Annotated in this window: 17 protein-coding genes; 16 read left to right on the plus strand and 1 reads right to left on the minus strand. The window is 71.5% G+C overall.

The features are described 5' to 3' along the window. Position 1: 1 nt before the first annotated feature. The 16 genes from ACFLIT_RS00305 (at position 2) to ssb (ending at position 18,627) form a co-directional block, all read left to right on the plus strand. Positions 2-1,450: a UDP-N-acetylmuramoyl-L-alanyl-D-glutamate--2,6-diaminopimelate ligase gene (locus ACFLIT_RS00305; protein WP_479909181.1), complete on the plus strand. Its 1,449-nt coding sequence runs from the start codon at positions 2-4 to the stop codon at positions 1,448-1,450. Then, positions 1,447-2,853: a UDP-N-acetylmuramoyl-tripeptide--D-alanyl-D-alanine ligase gene (locus ACFLIT_RS00310; RefSeq protein ID WP_479909182.1), complete on the plus strand. Its 1,407-nt coding sequence runs from the start codon at positions 1,447-1,449 to the stop codon at positions 2,851-2,853. Before ACFLIT_RS00305 ends, ACFLIT_RS00310 begins: the two co-directional genes overlap by 4 nt. Continuing rightward, positions 2,853-3,965 (plus strand): phospho-N-acetylmuramoyl-pentapeptide-transferase, encoded by a 1,113-nt coding sequence (gene mraY / locus ACFLIT_RS00315; RefSeq protein ID WP_479909183.1) that lies wholly within the window; start codon positions 2,853-2,855, stop codon positions 3,963-3,965. The genes ACFLIT_RS00310 and mraY overlap by 1 nt, the downstream gene beginning before the upstream one ends. Positions 3,966-3,983: 18 nt before the next feature. Continuing rightward, entirely contained in the window at positions 3,984-5,399 is a 1,416-nt protein-coding gene (gene murD, locus ACFLIT_RS00320) for a UDP-N-acetylmuramoyl-L-alanine--D-glutamate ligase (RefSeq protein WP_479909184.1), read from the plus strand. Beyond that, positions 5,396-6,562 carry a putative lipid II flippase FtsW gene (gene ftsW / locus ACFLIT_RS00325; protein ID WP_479909185.1) on the plus strand — a complete coding sequence of 389 codons (1,167 nt, stop codon included), beginning with the start codon at positions 5,396-5,398 and terminating at the stop codon, positions 6,560-6,562. The genes murD and ftsW overlap by 4 nt, the downstream gene beginning before the upstream one ends. A 77-nt stretch (positions 6,563-6,639) precedes the next feature. Beyond that, the gene (locus ACFLIT_RS00330; RefSeq protein WP_479909186.1) at positions 6,640-7,629 is read left to right on the plus strand and encodes a 3-oxoacyl-[acyl-carrier-protein] synthase III C-terminal domain-containing protein; all 990 of its coding nucleotides are present in this window, start codon (positions 6,640-6,642) and stop codon (positions 7,627-7,629) included. Positions 7,630-7,634: 5 nt separating this feature from the next. Continuing rightward, a complete protein-coding gene (locus ACFLIT_RS00335) occupies positions 7,635-8,627 on the plus strand; it encodes an NAD-dependent epimerase/dehydratase family protein (protein WP_479909187.1) in 993 nt (330 codons plus the stop codon). Beyond that, positions 8,624-9,472 (plus strand): MBL fold metallo-hydrolase, encoded by an 849-nt coding sequence (locus ACFLIT_RS00340; RefSeq protein WP_479909188.1) that lies wholly within the window; start codon positions 8,624-8,626, stop codon positions 9,470-9,472. Before ACFLIT_RS00335 ends, ACFLIT_RS00340 begins: the two co-directional genes overlap by 4 nt. Next, on the plus strand, positions 9,462-10,697 hold the full coding sequence (locus ACFLIT_RS00345; RefSeq protein ID WP_479909189.1) for a cell division protein FtsA: 1,236 nt from the start codon (positions 9,462-9,464) through the stop codon (positions 10,695-10,697). The genes ACFLIT_RS00340 and ACFLIT_RS00345 overlap by 11 nt, the downstream gene beginning before the upstream one ends. Beyond that, a complete protein-coding gene (locus ACFLIT_RS00350; RefSeq protein WP_479909190.1) occupies positions 10,690-11,832 on the plus strand; it encodes an ATP-grasp domain-containing protein in 1,143 nt (380 codons plus the stop codon). Before ACFLIT_RS00345 ends, ACFLIT_RS00350 begins: the two co-directional genes overlap by 8 nt. Then, positions 11,829-12,845 carry a Rieske 2Fe-2S domain-containing protein gene (locus tag ACFLIT_RS00355; RefSeq protein ID WP_479909191.1) on the plus strand — a complete coding sequence of 339 codons (1,017 nt, stop codon included), beginning with the start codon at positions 11,829-11,831 and terminating at the stop codon, positions 12,843-12,845. The genes ACFLIT_RS00350 and ACFLIT_RS00355 overlap by 4 nt, the downstream gene beginning before the upstream one ends. Before the next feature lie 73 nt (positions 12,846-12,918). Beyond that, positions 12,919-14,025 (plus strand): undecaprenyldiphospho-muramoylpentapeptide beta-N-acetylglucosaminyltransferase, encoded by a 1,107-nt coding sequence (murG, locus tag ACFLIT_RS00360; protein ID WP_479909192.1) that lies wholly within the window; start codon positions 12,919-12,921, stop codon positions 14,023-14,025. Between the two features lie 72 nt (positions 14,026-14,097). Continuing rightward, positions 14,098-16,836, plus strand: coding sequence for an NHL repeat-containing protein (locus tag ACFLIT_RS00365; protein ID WP_479909193.1), 2,739 nt, complete (start codon positions 14,098-14,100; stop codon positions 16,834-16,836). Positions 16,837-16,881: 45 nt separating this feature from the next. Beyond that, complete coding sequence (locus ACFLIT_RS00370; RefSeq protein WP_479909194.1) at positions 16,882-17,547, plus strand: hypothetical protein; 666 nt, start codon at positions 16,882-16,884, stop codon at positions 17,545-17,547. Between the two features lie 8 nt (positions 17,548-17,555). Next, positions 17,556-17,999 carry a hypothetical protein gene (locus ACFLIT_RS00375; protein ID WP_479909195.1) on the plus strand — a complete coding sequence of 148 codons (444 nt, stop codon included), beginning with the start codon at positions 17,556-17,558 and terminating at the stop codon, positions 17,997-17,999. Between the two features lie 139 nt (positions 18,000-18,138). Continuing rightward, positions 18,139-18,627 carry a single-stranded DNA-binding protein gene (gene ssb / locus ACFLIT_RS00380; protein WP_479909196.1) on the plus strand — a complete coding sequence of 163 codons (489 nt, stop codon included), beginning with the start codon at positions 18,139-18,141 and terminating at the stop codon, positions 18,625-18,627. An 11-nt stretch (positions 18,628-18,638) separates the two neighbouring features. On the opposite strand, the gene ACFLIT_RS00385 is transcribed toward ssb, so the two are convergent. Continuing rightward, positions 18,639-20,156, minus strand: coding sequence for an MFS transporter (locus ACFLIT_RS00385; protein WP_479909197.1), 1,518 nt, complete (start codon positions 20,154-20,156; stop codon positions 18,639-18,641). Between the last annotated feature and the right edge of the window lie 22 nt (positions 20,157-20,178).

The following is a 20,178-nucleotide window of genomic DNA, read 5'->3' on the forward strand; positions in this document are numbered from 1 at the left end:
GATGCGCCTTTCGCAGCTTCTGCAGCGAGATATTCCGGTTGATCCTGAGATCACCGGGGTCACCGCCGACAGCCGGCGGGTGAAGCCCGGATATCTGTTCGCCGCCCTGCCGGGCGCCAGGGCCGACGGCCGCGCCTATGTCGAGGCCGCCCTCGGCGCCGGCGCCGCCGCCGTCATCGCCCCGACCGCGCTCGAGGGCGTCGCCGCCCCGGTCGTCGAACTGGCCGATGTCCGCCGTGCCTACGCCCTGGCCGCCGCCGCCTTCTGGGGCGCTCAGCCCAAGACCTGCGTCGCCGTCACCGGCACCAACGGCAAGACCTCGGTCGCCGCCTTCTGCCGCCAGATCTTCGCCCACGGCGGCCACGCGGCCGGCAGCATGGGCACCCTGGGCGTCGTCGTCTCGCGTCCCAACGCCGCCGACGTGCAAGTCACTCCGCCGGGCCTGACCACGCCCGACGCCGCCGACGTCGCCGAACTGCTGGCCCGCCTGGCCGGCGAGGGCGTGACCCGCATGGCGATGGAAGCCTCGTCGCACGGGATCGACCAGCGTCGCCTCGACGGCGTGACGCTCGCCGCCGCCGGTTTCACCAACCTGACCCAGGACCACCTGGACTATCATGGCGACATGGCGACCTATCGCGACGCCAAGCTGCGCCTGTTCGACACCCTGCTTCCGAGGGGCGGCGCGGCCGTGCTCAACGCCGACGGCGAGGCGTTCGACGCCTTCGAGGCCGCCGCCGCGGGCCATCGCACGCTCAGCGTCGGCCGGGCCGGCGAAGCCATCCGCCTCGTCGCCCGCACGCCCGTGCCGGAAGGGCAGGGGCTGGTCCTCGAAGTCGAAGGCCGCCGCTATGACGTTCGCCTGCCGCTGGCGGGCGCCTTCCAGGCCGAGAACGTGCTGGTCGCCGCCGGCCTCGCCCTCGCGGTCGGCGAGCCGGTCGACGGCGTCATGGCCGCGCTGGAAGCCCTCACGGGCGCGCCCGGCCGGCTGCAGCGCGTCGGCGCCGGGCCGAACGGCGGCGAGGCCTATGTCGACTACGCCCACACCCCCGACGGGCTGGAGACCGTGCTCTCGGCCCTGCGGCCCCACGTGGCCGGCAAGCTGATCGTGGTGTTCGGCGCTGGCGGCGATCGTGATCGCGGCAAGCGCCCGCTGATGGGCGCGGCGGCCGCCCGCCTCGCCGATGTCGCCATCGTCACCGACGACAATCCCCGCTCGGAGGAGCCGGGTTCGATCCGCGCCGCCATTCTCGCCGCCGCGCCCGGCGCCCGCGAGATCGGCGACCGCCGCGAGGCCATCGCCGCCGGCGTCACCCTGCTGGGCGAGGGCGACGTCCTCGTTGTGGCCGGCAAGGGTCATGAACAGGGCCAGATGATCGCCGGCGTGAATCATCCCTTCGATGACGTCGCCGTCACGGCCCAGGCCCTGCGCGGGGAGGCTTTGCGATGAGCCGCCCTCTGTGGACCGCGTCCGAGATCGTCGCCGCCACGGGCGGCAAGCCGGCCGGCGACTTCGCCGCCACCGGCGTTTCCATCGATACCCGCACCCTGGAGCCGGGCGATCTCTTCGTCGCCCTGACCGCCGGCCGCGACGGCCATGAGTTCGTCGCCCAAGCGATGGCCAGGGGCGCGTCTGGCGTCCTCGCCTCGCGCCCGGTGGACGCGCCCGCCGTTCTCGTGGGTGAAACCCTGCAGGCGCTCGAAGCCCTCGGCGTCGCCGCCCGCGACCGCGCGCCCGCCCGTCGCGGCGCCGTCACCGGCTCGGTCGGCAAGACCAGCGTCACCCGGGCCGTCGAGGCGGGCCTGCGTCTCGCCGGCCCGGCCCATGCCTCGGTGAAGAGCTACAACAACCACATCGGCGTGCCGCTGACGCTCGCCCGCATGCCGGCCGAGACCGAGCGCGCGGTGTTCGAGGTCGGCATGAACCACGCCGACGAGATCACGCCGCTGTCTAAGATGATCCGCCCCCATGCGGCGGCCATCACCACCGTCGGCCCGGTGCATATCGAAAACTTCCCGGACGGCGAGCCCGGCATCGTCCGCGCCAAGGGCGAGATCTTCGACGGCATGGAACCGGGCGGCGTCGCCGTGCTCAACGCCGAAAACGCGGCCTTCGAGGCGCTAAGCGCCCGCGCCAAAGCCGCCGGCCTCGAGGTCTGGAGCTTCGGCCAGGCCCCCGCCGCCCACGGCCAGTTGCTCGGCTTCGCGCCGGGCGAGGGGATCGCCACGGTCGAGGCCATGCTGTTCGGCGAGCGCCTGACCTTCCCGATCCTCAACACCGGCGCCCACTGGGGCCCCAACAGCCTCTGCGTCCTCTTGATGCTGGAAGCGCTCGACGTCGACCGCGCGACCGGCCTCGCGGCCCTCGCCGAATTCCGGCCCATCGAAGGACGCGGCGCCGAGAAAGCCATCCGTATCGCGGGCGGCGCCTTCACCCTCATCGACGAGAGCTACAACGCCAATCCGCTGTCGATGGTCGCCGCCTTCAAGAGCCTCGGCGCCCGCAGGGTCGCCTCGGGCGGGCGGCGGATCGTCGCGCTGACCGATATGCTGGAACTCGGCGCCGGCTCGGCCGATTTCCATGCCGGCTTGGCTTCGCCGATCGCGGCCGCCGAGATCGACCTCGTGTTCTGCGCCGGGCCGATGATGAAATCGCTCTGGGACGCGCTTCCCCAGAATCGACGCGGGGGTTACGCGATAACGGCGGCGGAGTTGGCGCCGCAGGTCGCCTCCGCTGTGGGGCCGGGCGACCTGGTCATGGTCAAGGGCTCGAACGGTTCGCGCGCATCGGCCATCGCCGCGGCGCTGGCCACGCTCGACGCGTCCGGACCTTCGGGGGAGGCGAACGCCTGATGCTGTATCTGCTCTACCAGCACCTGTCGGGCCTCAGCGAACACGTCCCGTTCGTCAACCTGTTCAAATACCTGACCTTCCGGTCGGCGATGGCCATGTTCACCGGCTACATCGTCGCCGTCGCCATGGGCTCGCGCTTCATCCGCTGGATGCGTTCGAGGCAGGGCAAGGGCCAGCCGATCCGCACCGACGGCATCGAGCGCCACGTGCTGGAGAAATCCGGCACCCCCACCATGGGCGGCTTCATGATCCTGGCCGGCCTGATGGTCGGCACCCTCTTGTGGGCGGACCTCAGCAACATTCACGTCTGGGTGGTCCTGCTGGTCACCGGCGCGTACGGCCTCCTCGGCTTCCTCGACGACTACGCCAAGGTCACCAAGCAGACGAGCGCGGGCCTCTCCAGTCTCCAGAAGCTGATCGTCCAGTTCGCCGTGGCCATCGTCGCCGGCGTGCTGCTGATCGTCTTCGCGCCGCAGTCGCCGATGACGCCGGGTCTGGAGACCTCGATCGTCTTCCCGCTCTTCAAGCAGTTCGTCTGGAATGTCGGCTGGTTCTACGTGGCCTTCGTCGCCTTCACCATCGCCGGTTTTTCCAACGCCGTGAACCTGACCGACGGCCTCGACGGCCTGGCCATCGTGCCGGTGATGATCGCCGCCGCCGTCTTCGGCCTGATCACCTACCTCGTCGGCAACTACGTCTTCGCCCAGTACCTGCAACTCCACTTCGCGCCGGGCACGGGCGAACTGGCGGTGTTCTGCAGCGCCATGATCGGCGGCGGCATGGGCTTCCTCTGGTACAATGCGCCCCCGGCCAAGATCTTCATGGGCGACACCGGCTCGCTGGCCCTCGGCGGAGCGCTCGGCGCCGTGGCCGTCTGCGCCAAGCATGAACTGGTGCTCGGCATCGTCGGCGGCCTGTTCGTGGCCGAGGCGCTCAGCGTCGCCATCCAGGTCGCCTACTACAAGCGCACCAAGAAGCGCATCTTCCTGATGGCCCCGATCCACCACCATTTCGAGAAGCTGGGCTGGGCGGAAAGCACCGTCGTCATCCGCTTCTGGATCGTCTCCATGCTGCTGGCCCTCGTGGGCCTGGCCACGCTGAAGCTGCGGTAGGGGAGGGATGGCGCGCTCATGATCCCGGTCCGCGGCTTCGAGGGACGCAAGGTCGCCGTGTTCGGTCTCGGCCGGACGGGGCTGACGGCCGCGCGCGCCCTCATGGCCGGCGGCGCCGAGGTCGTCCTCTGGGACGACGGCGCCAAGGGCCGCGAAGCCGCCCTCGCCGAGGGCCTGCCGCTCACCGACCTCACCGGCGTCGACTGGAGCCGGTTCGCCGCCCTGATGCTGTCGCCGGGTGTGCCGCTCACCCATCCCGTCCCCCACTGGACGGTCGACCGCGCCCGCGCGGCCGGGGTCGAGGTGCTCGGCGACATCGAGCTCTTCGCTCGCACGGTCAACGCCGCCCTGGCCCACAAGCGTCCCAAGGTCGCCGCCATCACCGGCACCAACGGCAAGTCCACCACCACGGCCCTGCTGGGCCACATCTGCGCCACCGCCGGCCGCGACGTCCGCATCGGCGGCAACATCGGCTACGGCGTCCTCGGCCTCGACGACATGCACGGCGGCGCCGTCTATGTGCTGGAGACCTCGTCCTATCAGCTGGACCTGACCTCCAGCCTCAAGGCCGACGCGGCCGTCCTGCTCAACATCTCGCCCGACCACCTCGATCGTCACGGCGGCATGGAAGGCTACATCGCCGCCAAGCGGCGCATCCTGCTGAACCAGGACAAGGGCGACACCGCCATCGTCGGCGTCGACGATCCCTGGTGCCAGCGCATCTGCACCGAGATCACCGCCGCCAACCGCCGCACCATCTGGCCGATCAGCGCCGGCCGGGCCATGGGGCGCGGCATCTACGCCCTGCAGGGCGTGCTTTACGACGCCACCGGCGAGCGCGTGCTGGAAGTCGCCGACCTGCTGCGCGCCCGCGGCCTGCCGGGCCGCCACAACTGGCAGAACGCCGCGGCCGCCTACGCCGCCGCCCGCGCCATCGGCGTCGCCGCCGCCGACGCGGCCGAGGGGCTGATGAGCTTCCCGGGCTTGGCCCACCGCATGGAGACCGTCGCCCAGGTCGGCCGCGTGCGTTTCGTCAACGACAGCAAGGCCACCAACGCCGACGCCGCCCGTCAGGCGATGAGCAGCTATCCGCGCTTCTACTGGATCGCCGGCGGCGTGCCGAAGGCCGGCGGGATCGACAGCCTGAACGATCTCTTCCCGCGCGTCGCCAAGGCCTATCTGATCGGCGAGGCTGCGGAGGCCTTCGCCCGCACCCTCGACGGCAAGGCCCCGACCCAGGTTTCCGGCACGATGGAAGCGGCCGTCGCCGCCGCCCATGCCGACGCCGCCGCCTCCGGCGAGGACGCCATCGTCCTCCTGTCGCCGGCTTGCGCCTCCTTCGACCAGTTCTCCGACTTCGAGCAGCGCGGCGAGGCGTTCCGCGCCGCCGTCGAAGACATCGCCCGCCCGACTCTCAAGGGGGCGCGAGCATGAGCAACACCCACACCTTCGCCCGCACCGACCGCTCGCGGCTCGGCGTCTGGTGGTGGACCACCGACCACTGGCTGCTCGGCGCCGTCGCCATCCTCATCGGCCTTGGGGTGATCCTGTCCTTCGCCTCCAGCCCGGCCGCCGCCGTGCGCATCGGCATCGACAGCCCATTCCACTTCGCCATCCGCCAGTCGTTCTTCGCGGCCTGCGCCGCGGTCACGGTTCTGCTCGCCTCGATGCTGTCGCCGCGCGGCGTCCGTCGGGCGGCCTTCTTCGTCTACCTGTTCTCCATCGCGGTGATGGTCGCCTTGCCGTTCATCGGCCATGAGGCCAAGGGCGCCACGCGCTGGCTCCAGTTCGGCGGCCTTACCCTGCAGCCCTCCGAGTTCATGAAGCCGGCCCTGATCGTGCTGGTCGCCTGGATGTTCGCCGAGGGGCAGAAGGGCGAGGGCGTGCCCGGCGTCTCCATCGCCTTCGGCCTCTACGCCATCGCCGTGGTGCTGCTGCTCCTGCAGCCGGACGTCGGCCAGACCGTGCTGATCACCGTCGCCTTCGGAGCCGTCTTCTGGATGGCCGGGGTGCCCATGTCCTGGGTCGTGCGCCTGTTCGCCGTGGCCGTCGCCGGCCTGGTCAGCACCTACTTCGTCTTCGACCACGTGCATGCGCGGGTCGAGAAGTTCCTCAGCCCCGACAAGGCCGACAGCCATCAGGTCACCCGCGCGGCCGAGGCCATCGCCGCCGGCGGCCTGTTCGGGCGCGGTCCGGGGGAGGGCGTCATGAAGCGCCACGTGCCCGACCTGCACACCGACTTCATCTATTCGGTCGCGGCCGAGGAATACGGCCTCGTCTTCTCCACCTTCCTGATCGGCCTCTTCGCCCTGATCGTGGTGCGCGGCCTCTATCGCTCGCTGAAGCTCACCGACCCCTTCGAACAGGTGGCCGCCGCCGGCCTCTTCGTGCTGGTCGGCCAGCAGGCGATCATCAACGTCGCCGTGAACCTCAACATGATCCCCACCAAGGGCATGACCCTGCCGTTCATCAGCTACGGCGGCTCCTCGGTGGTCGCCATGGGCCTGACCCTCGGCATGGCCCTGGCCCTCACCCGCCGCCGCCCCGGCGCCTATGGCGAGATCGACGGCCCGGCGCGCGCGGGCGCCTTCGCCTGAGGCTTCCGGCGAGCCGTCTTATGTTCGCCGCCGCCTTTCGCTAGTCTGCCGCCGGCTCACCTTGGCTTGCTGGACGCATGATCCGCTTTGAACTCGCCGGCTGGGGCGCCTATCGCCCCCGCCAGGAGCTGCCGTCCACGGAGCTCGACGCCCGCCTCGGCAAGCCGTCGGGCTGGGTCGAGGCGCAGTTCGGCATCCGCAGCCGCGGCGTCGCCCAGGCCGACGAGACCAGTTCCTACATGGCCGAGCGGGCGGTCTCCCAGGCCCTGGCCAAGGCAGGCTGGGGCGAGGGCGAGTTCGATGTCCTGATCGGCGGCTGCGGCGTCATGGAGCAGCCGATCCCGTCCACCGCCGTGCTCGTGCAGCAGAAGCTCGGCCTCGGCGGTTCGGGCATCCCGGCCTTTGACGTCAACCAGACCTGCCTGTCCTTCGTCGCGGCGCTCGACGTAGCCGCCCTCGGCATGGCGGCCGGCCGCTGGAAGCGCGCGGTGGTCTTCGCCAGCGACATCGCCTCCGCCGGCCTCGACCCCGCCAATCCCAAGACCCTGTCGATCTTCGGCGACGGCGCCGCCGCCGTGGCCGTCGAGATCGCCGACGCTGACGCCGGCCTGCTGGCCTACCGCTGCGAAACTTACGGCGAGGGCAGCGAACTGGCCGCCCTGCGCGCGGGCGGCACCCGCCTGCGGGTGGAGGAGGGCTACGACGCCCTGGTCGCCGGCGCCCGGTTCGAGATGGACGCCTTCGGCATCTTCAAGGCCGCCGCCCGCCGCCTGCCCAAGGTCATCGACGCGGCCCTGGCCGAGGCGGGTCTGGAGAAGTCGGACCTCGCCGCCGTGATCTGCCACCAGGCCAGCGCGCCCGGCGTCGTCCACGTCGCCCGTCTGTTCGCCGACGCCGGTGTCCCCGTCGTCGATATCTTCGCCGAGACCGGCAACCAGATCGCCGCCTCCATGCCGACAGCCCTGGTCCACGCCCTCGACAACGGCCTCGTCCGTCGCGGCGACGCCGTCATGCTGCTGGGCACGGCGGCGGGGATCAGCGCCGGGGCCATGGTGCTGAGGCTCTGAACCGCGTGCCGCGCAGGATCCTGATCACCGGAGCCACCGGCGGACTCGGCCTCGCTCTCGTCGCGGCCGCTCGCGCCGACGGCCACGCCGTCGTGGCGACGGGCCGTTCGTCGGCGGCGCAGGCCAGGATCACGGCCACCGGCGCGGCGTTCCAGGCCGCCGATCTCACCGCGCCGGGCGCGGACCTGCGCCGTCTCTGCCGCGGCTGCGATTCCATCGTCCACGCCGCCGCCCTGTCGGCGAGCTGGGGGCCTGCGCGCGCCTTCGAACAGATCAATGTCGACGCTGCCGAGGCCTTGCTCGCGGCGGCGCGCGCCGAGGGCTGCGCCCGCTTCGTCTTCGTCTCCTCGCCCTCGATCTTCGCCGACTTCCGCGATCGCCTGGGCCTGCGCTCGGGCGATGCCCCGCGCGACCCGCCCTTGAATCGTTACGCCGCCACCAAGCTCGCCGCCGAACGCCGCGTGCTGGCGGCCGATACGCCCGCCCTGGCCGCCACCGCCGTTCGCCCCCGCGCCATCACCGGGCCGGACGACCGGGTCCTGCTGCCCCGGCTCGCCGCCTTGCTGGCCCGACCCGCCATCCCTCTGATCGCCGGCGGCCGCGCCCTGATCGAACTCACCGACGTCCGCGACGCCGCCCGCGCCATTCTCGCCGCCGAGAACCATATCGCCGCCGTCGCCGGCGCGGCCGTGAATGTCTCCGGCGGCCGTCCGGTCAGCGTGGCCGAGATCGCCGCCGCCCTGGCCGACGCTCTCGGCCGCCGGCCCCGCACGGTCGACATCCCGCTCGCCGTCGCCCGCCCGCTCGCCAGCGCCCTTGAGGGGGCGGCCCGTCTCACCGGCGCGCGCGCCGAGCCACCCCTGACCCGCTACACCCTGGCCACCCTCGGCTATTCCCAGACTTTCGATATGGAGGAGACCGCGCGGCTCATCGGTTTCCGCCCCGCCTTCGACGGTCTGGCCGCCCTGGTCGACGCCGCCCGCGAGCGTCGCTCATGAGGCAAGTCGGCTTCAATTGGGTCGCCCGCGGCCGCTGCCGCCACCCGGAGGCCATGACCCTGAGGGGCGGCTCGCTCCGCGCCGCCGACTTCCCGGCCATGGTCGGCGTCATCCGGCACCCTGAGGCGGGCGTCCTGCTTTTCGACACCGGCTATGACGACGCCTTCCGCCAGGCGACCCGCCGCTGGCCGGAACGGCTCTACGCCCTCGCGACCCCGGTGACCTTCGGCGCGGCCGAGGACTGGGTCCCCTGGCTGCAAGCCAACGACCTTGCTCAGGGCGACATCCGGGGCGTCATCGTCTCGCACTTTCACGGCGACCACGTCGCCGGCCTGCACCGGCTGCCGGACGTGGCGATCCATTGCTCTGGCCAGGGGCTCGCCCGGGTGCGGTCCCCTGGCCGGCTGCGCGGCGTCATGCAGGGCCTGCTGGAGGACCTCGTTCCGCCCGACGCCGAAACCCGCGCGCGGCCTTTCGAAGAGGTCCCGGCCGTCGCCCTGCCGTCCGCCTTCGCCCCCTTGGCCGAGGGGCGGGATATCCTCGGCGACGGCTCGCTCCTCGCCGTCGAACTGCCTGGCCACTGCGTCGGCCACTGGGGCCTGGCCCTGCGCGACCGGCAGGGACGCGACATCCTGCTGGTCGGCGACGCCGTCTGGTCGGGCAGGGCCATCACCGAACACCGTCCGCCGCCGCGCCTGACCACCGACCTCCTTGGCGACACGCCCGCCTACCGCCGTACCCTCGACGCCCTGCACTGGGCCGCCGTCGCCAACCCCGAACTCTTAATCCTGCCGTCCCACTGCGCCGCCTCGGCCGCCGCCTATCGGGGCGACCATGGGGGCTGAGGGCGTCGCCGCCTCCTGGCTGGCCACCCGCCTGGCCATGACCGCTTCGGCCGATGGCCTTGGCCGGCGCCGCGCCCGCCTGTGGCGGCGCCTGCGGCCGACCCTTGCCGCCACCCCCGCGCTCGCCCCGTTCGCCGGAAAACGCCTGAGCGACCTGCCGATCACCGAGGTCGCCGATCTGCGGGCGGACTACGGCCGCTGGAACAGCCTCGGCCTCACTCACGACGCGCTACACGCGGCGGCGGACGACGCCGAGGCGGGCGGGAGCGGCGAGGTGCGGCCGGGCGTCGTCGCCGGCTATTCGACGGGCAATCGGCACGCGCGCGGCCTGTTCGTCGCCGACGCGCGGGAGCGCGCCGACTACATCGGCCAGGTCATCGCCCGCGTCCTGCCGCTCGCCGCCCTGCTGCGGCCCATCCGCATCGCCCTCCTGCTGCGCGCCAACAGCCGTCTCTACAGCGACAGCCGGGGCGCGGGCCGCCGGTTCCTCTACCTGCCGCTGACCACGCCCGTCCGCGAGGCGGCCGAAGCCCTGAACGCCTTCTCGCCCACCGTCCTCATCGCGCCGTCATCGCGCCTGCTGGCCCTGGCGCAGACCGAGCGCCTTGCTCTGCCGCACCTTACTCAGCTGTTCTACGGCGCCGAGCCGATGGGCGAGGCCGAAGCCGCCTGGCTGGCCGACCACATCGGCGTCGCTCCGGCGCCGCTCTATCAGGCGACTGAGGGCTTCCTCGGCGCCGCCTGCCAGCGCGGCGCCCTGCACCTCAACGACCACAGCCTTGAGATCGAGCTCGAACCCGTCCCCGGCGTCGACGGCTTTCGCCCCATCGTCACCGACCTGCGCCGCACCAGCCAGCCGATCGTCCGCGTGCGCGGCGACGACCTGATTGAGCTCGACCCGCGCCCCTGCGACTGCGGCTACGCCGGCCGCCGCATCCGGCCGGTCATGGGTCGGGCAGGGGACGTCTGGCGTTTCGGAAACGTCGCGGTCACCCCGCGCCAGCTCAGCGAGGCCATGGATCGCCTGGTCCCGCCGCCGCACGCCTGGCAGGCCGTCGCCACGGCCGATCGGGTCGAGCTTCGCCTGTCTCCGTCGTTCCGCCCGGACGATATCGCCCCGCGCCTCGCCGCCGACCTGCGCCTGCCCGTATCCGTGGTTCTGAGTCAGAGCCCGCCCGACCCGCCCGCGCCGAAGCGCCATCGCATGATCGCCGCCCATGGCTGAGCGCGTCCTCATCACCGGCGCCCGGGCCGCCGCCGCCGTTGACCTCGCCCGGGACTTCGCGGCGGCCGGCTACGAGGTCCACATGGCCGACTGCGCCCCGGCCCGCGTCGCCCGCTGGTCCCGCGCCGTCGCCCGACTGCACGCCTATGCGTCGCCGGTTCGGGCGCCCGAGGCCTTCAGCGCCGCGGTGGCCGCCTTGGACGAGGCGCTGCGGCCGGCCCTGATCGTCCCGGCCTGCGAGGAAGTGTTCCATCTCGCCGCCCTCGGCCTCGGTTCCCGCCTGTTCGCCCCCCCGGCGCCCATCCTCCAGCAACTCCACGACAAGGCCGCCTTCGCGCGCCTCTGCCTGTCCCTCGACCTGCCGGTCCCCGAGACCCATTCGGTCGAGGCCGCCGAACATCTGCGGCCGTTCGCGGCCACGGCGGAGGATTGGGTGTTCAAGGCCCGCTTCGGCCGCTTCGGCCAATCGGCCTCAGTCGGCGCGCTCCCGCCGGCCGTCGATGGCGTGGACCGCGGCTGGGTGGCGCAGCGTCGCATTCGCGGCCGCGAGGCCAGCCTATACGCCGTCGCAAGGGAAGGGCGGCTCACCGCCTTCGCCGCCTACGACAGCCAGTGGCGACTGCCGGGCGGCGCCAGCCTCTCCTTCGATCCTCTCGCGTCGGAGCTCGCCGACCGCCTTCACAACCTGGCGAGCCGCCTGGCGTCCGGCCTCGCGCTCACCGGCCAGTTCGGCTGCGACGTGATGATCGACCGGGCCGGCGAGCCCTGGCTCATCGAATGCAACCCGCGCGCGACCAGCGGCGCTCACCTGCTCGTCGGCGACGGCCATCTCGCCCGCGCCATCGCCGGATCCGCCGATACGCTCGTCATCGCTTCGGCCGGGCAGGGGCTGCATCTCCTGCCGGCCCTGGCCACCTTCGGCCTCGGCCTCGCCCTGCGGGACCATCGCCTGCCCGCGTGGTGGGCGCGAATCTCCGGGGGTCGCGACGTGGCGGGACGGCCCGGCGATCGCCGTCCCATGCTCGGCGCCGTCGTCGATGGGCTCGGTTTCGCCCTCACCGCCGCCCGGTCCGGCGTCAGCACGGCGGCGGCGACCACGGTCGATATCGAATGGAACGGAGACCGCCTCTCGTGAGCGCCCTGCCCGAAGCGGTGAGGGGCGCCTGGCACCTCGCCGCCCTCTCGAAAGCCCTGCCGGCTCGCGGAGTTTTGGCGGTCACCGTCGCGGGTACGCCTCTCGCCCTGTTCCGCTCGAACGGCGAGATCGGGGCCCTGGTCGACCGCTGTCCGCACAGAAACTATCCGCTGTCCGAGGGGCGAGTGCGTCCCGACGGGTTGGAATGCCCCTATCACGGTTGGCGGTTCGGTCCTTCCGGCGCCTGCGTCGCCGTGCCGGGCTGCGAACTGGCCGAGGGCGCGGGCCGCAGGCTCGCCGCCGCCCCGGTGCGGGTCGTCGAACGCCATGGCGGCGTCTTCGTTCGGCTGTCGGCGGACGGGCCGCCCGAACCGTCGTTGCCGCCCACCTTCGGCGATCCGGCCCATGACCACTTCTGGTGGGCGCAGGGAACGTGGCGGGGCAGGGCCTATGACGCCATCGAGAACGTGCTCGATCCCTTTCACACCAACCACCTGCACCACGGCTACATCCGGCGCAGCGACCGCCGCCTGCCGGTCAAGCTGCGGGTCGAAAGCTTCGGCGACGGCGTCGAGATGGTCATCGAGCAGACCCGGCCCGACCTCGGCCTGATGTCGCGCTTTCTGGAGCGAGACCGCTCCCACAGCCGCACCCGCTACTATCCGCCCACGGTCGTCCAGGCCCGGTGGGACGGCCGGCGCGACCTGACCCTCTGCGTCACCGCCTTCTTCACGCCGTCCACCGACTTCAGTTTCCTGCCGTTCGCCTGCTTCACCACCCATAAGGGCTTCGCGCCCGCGTGGCTGAAGGAGGCGGCGATCCGCCTGTTCCTGAACCCGGTGATCGCCCAGGATCGCAAGGCTCTCGCCCTGCAATCGGAGGTCATGGCGCGGTTCGGCCACCCGCGTTTCACCGAAGGCCCCGGCGACATCCTCGGCAATCGCCTGCATCGGCTGTGGATGGGCGAGCGGCTGGAGGTCGGCGAGGACGAACCTCGCGACGCCTGGCTGTGATCGGCGCGCATTCCCTCGACTTTCGGCCCGAAACCGCCTGACAACCGGCGGGGACGCGCACTAGAAGATGCCCATGAACGTCACCCGCTCCCGGGTCTGCGTGGTCGCCGCCGGCGGCACCGGCGGACATCTGTTTCCGGCTCAGGCCCTGGCCGAGACCCTGCTGGCGCGGGGCTGGCGGATCGTGCTCGCCACCGACGAGCGCGGCGCGCTCTACGCCGACAAGTTTCCCGCCGAGCTGCGCCTGGCGCTTTCGGCCGCCACCGCCAAGGCGGGCGACCCCATCGGCATGGTCCGGGCCGGCCTCACGGTCGCGGCCGGCGTCATGCAGGCGCGCCAGGCGTTCAAGGACCTCAATCCGGCGGTGGTGGTCGGCTTCGGCGGCTATCCCTCGCTGCCCGCCCTGCTGGCGGCGGTCGGCCAGAAGCGCCCGACGGTCATCCACGAGCAGAACGCGGTGCTCGGCCGCGTGAACCGCTACCTGGCCCCCAAGGTCGATTTCCTGGCCTGCGCCTTCCCGACCCTGGAGAAGGCCAAGCCGGAGGTGCGCGCCAACGCCCATGTGGTCGGCAACCCCGTGCGCCCGCCGATCCGCGCGCTCTACGACCAGCCCTATGAACAGCCCACGGCCGACGGTCCGCTGCGCCTGCTGGTCACCGGCGGCAGCCAGGGCGCCCGGCTGCTGTCCGAGCTCACGCCCGAGGCCATCCTCCTGCTGCCCGAATCCATCCGCGCCCGGCTGGAGGTGCAGCAGCAGACCCGCGCCGAGTCCCTGGAACAGGCGCGCAAGGTCTACGCCAACGCCCTGGTGAAGGCCGAGGTCGCGCCGTTCTTCCGCGACATGGCCAGCCGTCTGGCCGGCGCCCATCTGGTGCTCGGACGCGCCGGCGCCTCCACGGTGTCCGAACTGGCCGTCGCCGGTCGCCCGTCGATCCTGGTGCCGCTGAAGATCGCCGCCGACGACCACCAGAGCTTCAACGCCCGCCTGCTGTCCGACGCCGGCGCCGCGGCCGTGGCGCGCGAGGAGGAGCTGACCACCGAAAGCCTCGCCGGCGCCCTGAACGCCCTGCTCAGGGACCCGGCGCGTCTGGGCCGGATGGCCGCCTCGGCCCACGCCGCCGCCATCCCGGACGCCGCCGAGGCGCTGGCCGACCTCGTCGAGCGCGCCGCCCGGGCTTAACGCCCGGTAAGCTTTTCCCGCCGACACTGTCGCGAACGGGGAGTCAGTCCGATTCTCCGCGTGAGGTCGGTTGTGGAAATCGTTCCGTTCGATTCCAGCGTGCTGCTCGGCTACTACCAGGCCAAGGCGGGCATCCCGGTGACGACCAACGCGACGGGCGTCGGCGGCTCGGCGGTGAAGACCCAATACGCCCCGACCGCGCCCTGGGCCGCGGGCTCCAAGGCCCTGCCGGCCTCCGACCTCGTCAAGAAGGCCATGACCGGCCAGCGCCTGATCAACGAGGGCGCCAATCAGCTCGACCTCAAGGGCGCCAGCGATGACTATCGCAAGCTGTTCGCCCTCTATCAGGGCCTCAACGCCCTGCAGGGCATCGCCAGCCGCTGGGGCGAGAAGGGCGTCACCGACGCCGAGAAGGCGCGCCTCCAGGCCGTCTTCGACAAGGGCCTGGCCGAGGTGAAGGCCTACGCCGAGGGCATCGATCTCGAGCAGCTGCGCCTGACCCGCGGCGAGGTGCTCGACAGCCTGAAATCCGGCGTCGGCGTGCCGAAGAACGCCACGAACTACGTGACCCAGACCCTGCACACGGGTTCGTCCTCCACCGAGGTCGAGGCCTTCAAGGGCAATGCCCAGTTCACCATCGCGGTGAAGCAGAAGAACGTCACCACCAACATCGATATCGACCTGTCCGAGATGGGCTCGGCGCCGCGGACCATGGGCGCCGTGTCGAACTTCATCAACAGCAAGCTCGAGGACGCCGGGTTCCGCACCCGCTTCTCGGTGCAGCGCACCGCGGCCGAGCCGCGCACCGTCACCGTCAACAACAAGCCGGTCACCCTGCCGGCGGTGGGCGACGCCTTCGCCTTCAAGATCAGCGGCGACAGCACCGAGGCCCTGACCTTCTCGGCCGCTCAGACTAACCCGGCCGTCTATGTGGTCGCCAAGGGCGGCGATCCGGACCCGGACAACGACACAAAGACCGACGACGCGGTCTACGAGACCAAGCTCAACAAGTATGATTCCGCCGGCAATAAGCTGTTCGGCGAGGCGCTCGACCCGTCGATCTCCCAGGTGCGCAAGAGCATCACCGGCGCCGACGGCTCGGTCTACATGCTCGCCGAGGTCGAAGGCGAGAAGCTCGACGGCCAGACCCTGAAGTCCGGCCAGGACGTCGCGCTGATGAAGTACGACTCGGCCGGCAACCTCGTCTATTCGCGCACCCTGGGCGCCGCGGGCGAAGCCTCGGGCCTGAACCTCGCCCTGTCGGCCGACGGCAAGGTGGCCGTCGCCGGCTCGATCACCGGCGCGCTCGGCGGGGCGACCAACGGGGCGCTGAACTCCAGCGCGACTTCCGGCAAGCCCGACAGCTTCGTCACCCTCTACGACGCCGAGGGCGACGAGGTCTGGACCGTCCGCAAGGGCGCCATGCAGGAGGACGAGGCTCAGGCCGTGGCCTTCGACGCCGACGGCAATGTGCTGGTCGCCGGGCGCACCAAGTCGTCGCTGCCGGGTGGCGGGGCGCTGCAGGGCGGCTACGACAACTACCTCACCTCGATCTCGACCGACGCCAACGGCGCGGCCAAGACCTTGTTCACCAAGACCTTCGGCACGACCGGGGCCGACAGCGTCGGCGGCATGGTGGTCGATGGCGGCAATGTCTACCTCGCCGATGTCGAGAGCGGCCGAGGCGTGATCCGCAGCTTCGCCGTCTCCGGCGCGACGGTCGCCGCCGGCGCGACCCGCGACCTCGGCGATCTGCAGGGCGGCTCGATCGCCGGCCTCGCCATCGAGAACGGCAATCTCTTCGTCGGCGGCCAGACCCGCAACGGCTCGCTCAATGTCGGCGGCGCCGGCGCGGCGGCGGGCGGCGGCATGGACGCCTTCGCGGCGCGGTTCTCGACTTCGCTCGGCGACGCCAGCGCCGACACCCTGGCCTATTTCGGCGGGACGGGGACCGACACCGCCGCCGCCATGGCCGTGGCCAACGGCAAGGTCTACCTGACCGGCGTCAGCGGCGACGCTCCGGCCACCAAGGGCGGGCAGGACGGCTACCTCGCCCAGTTCGACATGAGCAACGGCGCCCTGGTTTCCAGCCAGAAGGTGACCGGCAAGGACGGCTACGTCGCCCCCACCGCCATCGCGGTCGACGCCCAAGGCTCCAGCGTCCTCGACCGCTTCGGCCTGCCGCGCGGCACGCTGGACTACACCGCCTCGCAAAAGGTGGTCGCCGCCACCTCGGCCCGGCCGGGCGACACCTTCCAGATCCGCGCCAGCGACGGCGCCACGCTCAAGACCATCACCATCGAGGCCAACGACACTCTTCAGACCCTGGCCGCCAAGGTCAGCCGCGCCGCCGGCTTCCGCGCCAAGGTCGAGGTGGTCAGCGATGGCGACGTGCGCCGCCTGAAGATTTCGCCCACCACCGACTCCTCGACCGTCGAGGTCCTGGCCGGGAAGGGCGGGGCGGACGCCCTGTCGGCGCTCGGCCTGTCGGAAGGGATCGTCCGCAAGACCAAGATCGAGGACGGCAAGACCGTCTCGGCGGACGGCGGCTCCAAAATCTATGGACTGAAGCTCGACACCACCCTCAGCCTCAAGGACGCCGACGCGGTGAAGCTGGCCCTGGCCGACCTCTCCACCGCGCTCTCGGCGGTGCAGACCATCTATCGCGACCTCGAAAACGCCGCCAAGCCGAAGTCGGCGCTCGCCGCGGCCGCGGCGGCGGGCAAGAACAACGGTGTGGTGCCGCAGTATATGAAGAACCAGATCGCCAATTATCAGGCCGCTCTGGACCGCCTTACGGGCGGCGCCTGACCGCGCGCGCTTGAAACCATCATGGGGCCGCTATAGCGGTGGGCCATGGAATTCCTGAAGGATCGTCGGATCGTCCTGGCGCTCGGCGGCGCGCTGGCGCTGTTGGCCGGCCTCATCATCGCCGTCGCCGTCATGGCCGGCGGCAAGAAGAAGGACGCCGGAGCCCCGCCGGCCTCCCAGGCGGGCCTCGTCGTCGAGATGGGGCGTGACGACGACGCCAAGCTCGATCCGGCCCGTCCGCTGCGCTGTTTCGTCAACGGCCAGTTCGTCGGCGAGATCACCCTGGCCGAATGCGCCAGGAAGAACGGCGTCGCCACCGGCGCCCTCGACGTCGGCATCGACGAGTCGGGCGCCCTGGCCGCCGCCGACGCCGCCGGCACGGTGCTGACCCCGCTGCCGCCCGAGCCGGTCTCCACCCTCGCCACCACCCCGCCGCCCGTCTCGGCGGCCTCGGGTCCGTCGGACGCCTGCTGGCGCTACGCCGGCGGGCAATGGTCGCGCCTGCCCACCGAGATGCCGGTCTCGGCCTGCGTCCAGACCCTGTTCAACGGCCGCTGCGAGCGCCCCGGCGGCGCCACCTACGGCCGCTGGGGCGAGGAAACGCTGCGTCTGGTCCCCGGCCGCGTCGAAATCTCGGCCGACAACCGCAGCTTCCGCCCCCTGGTCGATCAGGGGCCCGCGCCCGGTTGCGCCTTCCCGCAAGGCGGCTAGGGTAGGGCATGACCTCCGCCTTGAAGATCGCTGTCGCCGCCGCCCTGATGGCCGCCGGCCTCGCCGCCTGCGAGAAGCAGGTCGTCGCGCCCGACGACAAGGGCGTCTGCTGGCACGTCATCCCGCAGAAGGACGGCACGCTGAAATTCAACAAGCTGGCCTCGAACGTCGAGAACATGGAGACCTGCGCGGCGACCCTTGAGGGCATGCGCCTGCGCTTCATGCGCCTGGGCAGCAACAACGCCGAGATCACCGGCGCCTATCAGGCCAACTTCCTGTTCCTGCAAAAGGAAGGCGTGTTCTACGGCCGCACCCTGTCCAGCAGCCGTTTCCCGTTCCTGGTTCGCACCGGCGACGGCCGCCTGGCGATCCCGGGCGCGGTCTCGGCCGCCGCCGAGCGGGCGCTGCCCCCGGTCGATAGTCCGGCGATCACCGCGCCGCCCGCCAAATAGCCGCACGACTTCGGGAACTTATCCCCAGTTATCGTCGGAACGTATGGGGAACATTTGCTTGCGACCGTTTCGGTCGCTCGCTAGTCTCGCCGCCAGATTCCGGCGCGATGGGTCGCCGGGCGTGTGGAGCACAAGCGCCATGGCGGGCAGCGTCAACAAGGTCATCCTGATCGGCAACCTGGGGGCCGACCCCGAAATCCGCAGCCTTGGCTCGGGCGACCGCGTCGCCAACCTGCGCATCGCGACCTCGGAAACCTGGCGGGACCGCACCTCGGGCGAGCGCAAGGAGCGCACCGAGTGGCACCGCGTGGTGATCTTCAACGACAATCTGGTGAAGGTGGCCGAGAACTATCTGCGCAAGGGTTCGACGGTCTACATCGAGGGCGCGATCCAGACCCGCAAATGGACCGACCAGAGCGGCGTCGAGAAGTATTCCACCGAGATCGTGCTGCAGAAGTTCCGCGGCGAACTGACCATGCTCGGCGGTCGCGGCGAAGGCGGCGGCTCGGGCGGCGGCGGCGGTGATGACTTCGGCGGCGGCGGTTACGGCGGCGGCGGTGGCGGCCAGCGCAACCAGCCCAGCGGCCCGAAGGAAAACTTCGACCTCGACGACGAAATTCCGTTCTAGGCGGGAAACGATCAGCCGCCGGCGCGGGCTGAAAGCCCCTTGCGCCGGCGCACCCTTTGCAGCCGGGCCTGAGCCCGCCAGTCGCGCAGCAGGGCGCCGGGCATGGTGGTCATGGCGCGCAGGCCCGCCACCGGCGAGGCGGCGCGCACGGTGCGCCGGCCTTCTTCCAGCACGTGGTTGAGCATCTCCCGCCGCTGGATCTCGCCCTCCTCGCGCACAAGCGACAGGCGGTGGACGGCGTAGAGCCCGACGACGGCGGCGGCGAGGAAATAGAAGTCCCAGCTCGAGATCGAAATCGGGTTCAGGGTCAGGGCGCCGTCCGGGGCGGTCCAGCGCAGCATCACCTCCAGGCGGCGCGAGGCGAAGAAGTCGGCGAACAGCCCGCCGACGATCGGCGCCGCCCCCGCCGCGAAGGCGGTCATCAGGGCGTTGGCGGCGATGTAGGCGGTGGCCGAGCCGCGCGGCGAGAGCTTCAGGGCGATATTGGCGCTGGCCAGGGTCACGCCCGCCGTCGCGGCGCCCATCAGCACGTGCAGCAGCACCAGATAGGCGGCCGTCCAGGTGCGGTCCTGGATCTGGGAGGCGCCGACCATGGCGGCGATGCACAGGATGTAGGCCGGCCCGGCCACCGCCAGCACCGACTTGTTGGCGAAGCGGTCGCTCAGCGCGCCCCAGGAGTTCAGGGCCGCCACATTGGCCAGCTGGCTGGCGACGCTGAGGACCATGACGAAGGTCATCGAAAATCCCAGCTGGCGGACCATGAACACCGTGAAGAACGGCGTCGCCAGGTTCACGGCGAACTGCCAGCTGCACAGGAAGGCGATCAAGCGGCGGAAGTTCGCGTCACGCAGCGGCGTCGCCAGCATCTGGCCCAGCCGCAACCGCGCCGCCGTCGGGGGCATGGCGGGCTCCGGCAACAGGGCGACGATCCAGGCGCTGAGCAGGCCCATCACGCCGCCGAACGCATAGAGCCCGGCGGAAGTCAGGGCCTGCCCGCGCGGTCCCTGCGCCCAGTCCAGCAACAAGGCCGCGGCGATACCCGCCACCAGGCTGGCCGCGGTGGAATAGACCGTTCGCGCGGCGACGATGCGGCCCAGCCGGCCGTCAGGAATGAGGTCGCGCACCCAGGCGTTCCAACTGATCGACCCCACCGCCCCCATGCCGCAGAACACCGCCTGGGCGACGACCGCCGCGGTGAGCGCCAGCGCGCCGGGCCAGAAGGCGGCGGCGGCCATCACGAACAGCATCGCCCGCCCGACGATGCTCGCCAGCACCGCCCAGCGCTTACGCGCCCGCGTGTGTTCGATCAGCAGGATGCTCGGCGCCTGCAGCAACTGCGCGATGAAGGGCAGGGCGGCGAGCACGCCGATCAGCGCGTTGCTGGCGCCCAGGTGCAGCGCATAGGCCGTGAGGATCACGCCGCTGGTCACCGCGCCGGCGGCGTTCGAGAAGCCGGCCTCGATCACCAGCCGCTTCAGGCCGCGCTCGCGCTCCTCGTCGGTGATGACCGCTTGCGGTGAAAGGCCCATTCAGGGCCCAATGGTCTTCGGC

The sequence above is a fragment of the Caulobacter sp. HJHS_5 genome (assembly GCF_056683955.1).